7 protein-coding genes and 1 pseudogene are annotated in these 5,410 nt (G+C 60.4%); 4 read left to right on the top strand and 4 right to left on the bottom strand.

Translation table 11 applies throughout. The features are described from left to right. The 4 genes from ACXJ7R_RS24130 to napE form a co-directional block, all read right to left on the bottom strand. The coding region (locus ACXJ7R_RS24130; RefSeq protein WP_457154026.1) for a molybdopterin-dependent oxidoreductase at positions 1 to 1,333 on the bottom strand (1,333 nt) is incomplete at its 3' end. After that, positions 1,330 to 1,596, bottom strand: a complete 267-nt coding sequence (locus tag ACXJ7R_RS24125) for a chaperone NapD (protein WP_457154025.1) — start codon at positions 1,594 to 1,596, stop codon at positions 1,330 to 1,332. The genes ACXJ7R_RS24125 and ACXJ7R_RS24130, both read right to left, overlap by 4 nt. Further along, entirely contained in the window at positions 1,589 to 2,089 is a 501-nt protein-coding gene (napF, locus tag ACXJ7R_RS24120; protein ID WP_457154024.1) for a ferredoxin-type protein NapF, read from the bottom strand. The genes ACXJ7R_RS24125 and napF overlap by 8 nt, the downstream gene beginning before the upstream one ends. Positions 2,090 to 2,098: 9 nt before the next feature. After that, positions 2,099 to 2,296, bottom strand: a complete 198-nt coding sequence (gene napE / locus ACXJ7R_RS24115; RefSeq protein ID WP_457154023.1) for a periplasmic nitrate reductase, NapE protein — start codon at positions 2,294 to 2,296, stop codon at positions 2,099 to 2,101. Positions 2,297 to 2,687: 391 nt separating this feature from the next. On the opposite strand from napE, the gene ACXJ7R_RS24110 reads away from it, so the two are divergent. The 4 genes and pseudogenes from ACXJ7R_RS24110 to ACXJ7R_RS24095 form a co-directional block, all read left to right on the top strand. Then, complete coding sequence (locus ACXJ7R_RS24110; RefSeq protein WP_457154022.1) at positions 2,688 to 2,987, top strand: hypothetical protein; 300 nt, start codon at positions 2,688 to 2,690, stop codon at positions 2,985 to 2,987. Positions 2,988 to 3,086: 99 nt separating this feature from the next. Continuing rightward, complete coding sequence (locus ACXJ7R_RS24105; protein ID WP_095089560.1) at positions 3,087 to 3,344, top strand: glycine zipper domain-containing protein; 258 nt, start codon at positions 3,087 to 3,089, stop codon at positions 3,342 to 3,344. 396 nt (positions 3,345 to 3,740) lie between these two features. Further along, positions 3,741 to 4,238, top strand: coding sequence for a DUF1269 domain-containing protein (locus tag ACXJ7R_RS24100; RefSeq protein ID WP_095089034.1), 498 nt, complete (start codon positions 3,741 to 3,743; stop codon positions 4,236 to 4,238). Between the two features lie 870 nt (positions 4,239 to 5,108). After that, positions 5,109 to 5,410, top strand: a pseudogene (locus ACXJ7R_RS24095) (AI-2E family transporter); the annotation flags it as partial.

Here is a 5,410-nt window from a genome sequence, read left to right as displayed (position 1 = left end):
CGCGGTGCTCGGGGTTGGTCACCACCATGTCTGCCGGCAGGCGATGCGCGAATGTTCCGACCTCACGCGCTGTGCCGCAGGCCGAGGGTTGCCCGGTCAGCGAAAACGGGCTGTTGCCGGGCTCGGAGATTTTTCCGGTCAGCAGATGAATATTGTAGACCATCTGGTTGGCCCACACGCCACGGACATGCTGGTTGAATCCCATGGTCCAGAGCGACATGACCTTGCGACTGGGGTCTGCATAGAGTTCTGCAAGCTCCTCGAGGAATTCCCTCTCCACGCCGGTCAGTTCAACGGTCTTTTCGAGCGTGTAGTCCGACACGAACGCCTTGAATTCATCGAAGTCGATGGGCTCCATCTTGCCGGCGTTGGCCGCGCCGGTCGCGGCTATCTCCAGCGGATGTTCAGGCCTGAGACCATAGCCAATATCGGTTGCGCCCTTCATGAAGGTTGTGTGGTCGCGCACGAATGCCTCATTGACGCGACCCGTCGTGATGATGTGGTTCGCGATGTAGTTGAGGATGACAAGATCCGTACCCGGCTTGAATATGATCGGCACGTCGGCCAGATCCATGCTGCGATGCGTGAAGGTCGACAGCACCGCGACCTTCACATGCGGATGGCCGAGCCGCCGGTCCGCCAGTCGCGTCCACAGGATCGGGTGCATTTCGGCCATGTTCGAACCCCACAGCACGAACGCATCGGCGGCCTCGAAATCGTCGTAGCAACCCATCGGCTCGTCCATGCCAAATGTCCGCATGAAAGCATAGGCGGCGGACGCCATGCAGTGACGGGCATTGGGATCGAGATTGTTGGAGCGGAAGCCGGCCCGCATCAACTTGGTCGCGGCATAACCTTCATGGATCGTCCACTGGCCGGAGCCGAACATGCCGATTGCCGTCGGCCCTTTATCCTTCAGCACCTGCTTGCACTTTTCGGCCATCACGTCGAAAGCCTCGTCCCAGGAGACCGGCTCGAACTCGCCTTCCTTGTCGAACACGCCGTTGCGTTTGCGCAAAAGCGGCGTGGTCAGCCGATCGGCGCCATACATGATCTTGGACAGGAAATACCCTTTGACGCAGTTCAGGCCGCGCTTAACTTCGGCCTGCATATCGCCGTGGGTCGCGACGACCTGGCCCTCCTTGACGCCGACCATGACTCCGCATCCGGTGCCGCAGAAGCGGCAGGGGGCCTTGGACCATTTGATTTCAAGCGCGCTCACGCCGCCGGGCACGGGCTGGGCGGACACAGGGAGCGCAATCCCTGCGGTCGCCGCGGCTATTCCCGCTGCATGGGCTTTCAGGATGTCGCGCCGCGTCAATTCGAACGTCATTGCCCGGTGCCCTCCTCAGCCTCGATATGCTCGAACACCATGTTCGCAGCAATAACCCCGTCGAGCAGCGCGATTTGGGTGAGATAGTCGCCCATCGCCCCTGTGCTCGTGCCCTCGATGACGACGACGATCTTGCCGCCTTCATGTGCATAGACCTCGACATCGCGCATCGCTGACAGCTGCGCCGCGACATCATCCCCCCTCGTCGGCAGCACCGAGACGACAGCGCTCGATATGTGATGGTAGCGCCGATCCTCAGGCATGGATGTCGTCCTTGGCGCGTTCACTCACGCCGATCGCGCTGGCGGGACAAACGCCGATGCACGCCCCGCATCCGCTGCAGGCGTCCTCGTTCAGTTCTGGAAGAAAGGGACCGCCAATGCGTGGCCGGAAGTGTATCGCCTGCTCGGGACAGGCGTCGAGGCAGGACTGGCAGGCGATGCCGGACTTCGCAAAGCAGGACGCAGATATGGCGACCGCATGCGCGAATCTTCGCGGCGTGTCTGTGCTGAACACGGGCTCCGGGCAGGCCTTCGCGCATTCACCGCAAAGGGTGCATTCTCCGACGGTGAAATCGAGAGCCGGAAAGGCGTGAACGAGAGAAATAATGCCTGTCGGGCAAGCTTCGACGCAGGCTGCGCAGCCCGTGCATGTATCAAGACCATGGTTCGACATGCCTGGAGGCCGGATGCCCAAGGCCGGAACGGTGCGGCCTTGCAGAAAATTGCGGCGGCTAAGATTGCGGGCTTGGTCCATCGCCGACCCTCAATGCAAGCCGTGGGGAGGTCCCGGCGGGCCGAAGACAATCTGCCACATCCAGATGAGGAAACCGTATCCGCCGACCGCGCCAACGGCTGCAATCGGCCAAATGCCAAAAGCTAGGACGAAGAAAGTCAGCAACTCGGATCGCCGTTTCTGGCGAAAATCGGTCGCACTTGTAGCTTCGAGAGAGTCGTTGTTCACGGAACCTATCCATCCATGAGTGCAAAACTCGTACCCTGCATACACGCCGATAAGATAGCCTGATACCAGCGCCGGACCAACACATTTCAGATCGCTGTGCGGGTCGACGAAGGCTCTTTAGCTCGGCCCTTCGAGCGTCGCCGAAGGGGCAGTGAGCTGTTGCCACCTCATAAGGGGACGTAGAGCTCAACCACGGGATTCTCAGCTAATTTCTTCGCGCGCCCGCTCGGATAAGGTGTGCAGCAACTCGACCATTGTCCTCGTCATGACTGCGAAAATCCTGATGGAGATCGGAAAATATGGCGGCGCGGCCTCAAGGCGTCGCTCGTCCGCTAGAATCGGCATTGTGGGGTTCTATGGTGGAGCTCTCTAAATTCCTGGACGCGTAGCCATGCCGGCCGTCGCAACCATGGTCATAGAGTTCGTCTGCGGCGCTGCAAGCGGAATTGCGCTCGGCCGCCGGGTGCCAAGTTTCAGCCTTGGTAGGACAGCCGACGGCATAATCGGCGGCATTGGCGGTCTGCTTTTTGTATGGCCCTCCGCCCGGATACCAGGTGTTGGGCCCCTCATCGGCCACCACGCCGATGGCCTGACGCCGACCATGTTGATCGGAGCCGCAATAGCAGGGCTGCTGGGAGGTCTTGTCCTGATTGTGTTGGCCGGGTTCGTTGGGGCACTCATGAAAGGCTGACAGCTGCGAATGAAGACGATGGCCCTAACGCACTACGCTTTCCGCCCCATCCGGGTGCGCCATCGCTGAAGATTGCCAGGCAGCTACGAGGAGACCATTATGAGGAAATTGGCTCTTGCGCTTGCAGTCGCCTCAGGTTTGACAGGCTGCACCAACGCGGAAAAAGGCGCTGTGATCGGGGGCGTTGGCGGCGCCGCGCTCGGAACAGCAGCTGGCGGTAACGACGTGCGAAATGCGGTCGTTGGCGGTGCAATCGGGGCCGTCGCGGGTACCTTGATCGGAGCGGCGGCCGACCGTCGCGGATATTGTCGATACCGGGATCGGCACGGCCGAATCTTCGAGGCGCCATGCCGATGATCGTGTTTCGTATCTTGCTCCGCCGTAACGCTCGCGGGGCGCGAACGACGCATGACCCGTTGTGCCCCACTTCCATCTTCTGATGTCACTCGGCGGTGCTCTGTTCCCTGTTCGAATTCCCAATGCGCTCTCCCCCTTCGCGGAAGCCCGATCAGACAATGCCGCTTCATGCAGACCTCCGGATGACGGCTGCGTACCATTGAGATGAAGTAACTGCCTGCGGCGATCCGGCGCCAGTCGAAGCCGTTCTGACGTCTTAGGCTGCGGTCAAAAAGGGACGGACCGCAAAGGCGTGGGATTCCCGGCTAATTTCTTCGCTTTGGTAGAGACCTAAAATGGCATCCCGCAATCTTGTGAGCGCATCTCGATCCCATCGATTTTCGCAGTGGAGGCCCCATGTCCGACCTTGTCGTCATAGTCTACCCCTCCGAAGCCAAGGCTGAAGAGGTGCGCCAGCGCCTGTTTGCATTGCAGAAGGAATATCTCATCAACATCGGCGACGCCGTGATCGCGACCAAGACGGAAGCTGGCAACGTAAAGCTCAACCAGATCATGAACACCACCGTCACTGGTGCTGTGTCCGGTAGCTTCTGGGGGCTGCTCATCGGTGTCATTTTCCTCAATCCAGTCATCGGTGTGGCGATTGGCGCCGCTTCCGGCGCGCTTGGCGGCGCACTGACCGACGTCGGAATAAACGATGCTTTCATGAAGGATCTGTCGGCCACCTTGCAGCCGGGAAATGCCGCACTGTTCGTGCTCGTCCACGGAATGACCGCCGACAAGGTGCTGAGCGCAATCAAGGGATTTGGTGGCGTCGTACTCAAGACATCGCTGGACGAGACGAAGGAGCAGATCCTTCGTGAGGCGCTTAGTCAGGCGTCCAAAGCCGCATAAGGTTCAACGCCGCTCAGGAATCGCGTGAGCCGATCGCCTAGCAACGTGGACAGAACGATGGGCGCATTCGAGACTGCTGTCGTACTCGCAATAGAGGTCATCTGTGGTGCAGCGGCCGGCCTCGCTCTGGGGCGATGGACGGGTCTTCGTCTGGGCGCAAAAGCCGATGCCTTGACGGGCGCGATCGGCGGACTGGTTCTGACCTGGCTGGCCGGACAGCTGCCAGGCRTCGCCCGTATTGTCGGAAAGGTGGAAGGCGCGGTGGACGCCACGGCGCAAGGCGTTGGCGTCCTTACCCCGGCAATCCTTGTCGGGGTTGGCATCGCAGGATTGTTAGGCGGCCTCGTCCTTACCGCGTGCATTGCATTTGCCGTAGGCGGAGCCAGGCGTCGAGGGCGGTCCGAAAGAGAAGTGAGATGAAGCAGGTGCAACGCCTGTTTGCCCGCCCGAGCACGTGCTTGCTTGTCGCTGCATTGTTGTCGGCATGCACTGTCGCCGTCGATCATCCTCGTCCTGTTCCCCCGCGACCCCAGGCCTGCACCTTCCAGCATGCACCTGTTTGCGGTCGACGAGGTGAAAGGTTGCAGACATTTGGCAACGCGTGCATGGCTCGCGCCCAAGGATTCCAGGTGGTGAGCAATGGCCAGTGTCGCATGTCGCGGCCGCCCCAGCCGATAGCCTGTACTCGAGAGTTTGCTCCGGTTTGTGCGAGCCGGAGTGGGCGCCTGCGCACCTTCTCCAACGCTTGCCTGGCCCGTGCGGATGGTTTTCGGCCAGTTCATGCCGGCCGCTGCCGTTGAGGCTTCCGGCCGGAATTTGAGCTTGGCTTCTTCTCGGCTGTGGCCACTTCCGTTCCGGAGATTGCGACCGTTGCGCTCGACAGACGACAAGCCAGAAATGACAGAAACGAGCGGTCGCGGGGCGGTTCATCCTGTTGCAACCGGCATCCTCGTCCTCGCATTGTTGTATTTCGCCAAATCAATCTTTATGCCAGTTGCATTCTCATTGTTCGTTCTCGCGCTGGTCTTGCCCGTTCAAATGGCTTTGCAAAGGCGGATTGCGAAGCTGGCGGCGATGCTGATCACACTGTTGCTCACGCTTGCAGTGATCGTAATCGTTGGATCCGCCGTCGTCTGGGGACTCGGCGAACTGTCGCAATGGCTGTTCTACAA

This window comes from Mesorhizobium sp. P5_C1, from assembly GCF_054049815.1.
Note: the sequence above shows the minus strand (reverse complement) of the source record. Positions and strands in the feature narration are given on the sequence as shown.

Excerpts from the sequence above, each read along its gene's own strand:
- ACXJ7R_RS24125 (WP_457154025.1), bottom strand. The coding sequence starts at position 1,596 with ATGCCTGAGGATCGGCGCTACCATCACATATCGAGCGCTGTCGTCTCG.
- napF (WP_457154024.1), bottom strand. The coding sequence starts at position 2,089 with ATGGACCAAGCCCGCAATCTTAGCCGCCGCAATTTTCTGCAAGGCCGC.
- ACXJ7R_RS24110 (WP_457154022.1), top strand. The coding sequence starts at position 2,688 with ATGCCGGCCGTCGCAACCATGGTCATAGAGTTCGTCTGCGGCGCTGCA.
- ACXJ7R_RS24105 (WP_095089560.1), top strand. The coding sequence starts at position 3,087 with ATGAGGAAATTGGCTCTTGCGCTTGCAGTCGCCTCAGGTTTGACAGGC.
- ACXJ7R_RS24100 (WP_095089034.1), top strand. The coding sequence starts at position 3,741 with ATGTCCGACCTTGTCGTCATAGTCTACCCCTCCGAAGCCAAGGCTGAA.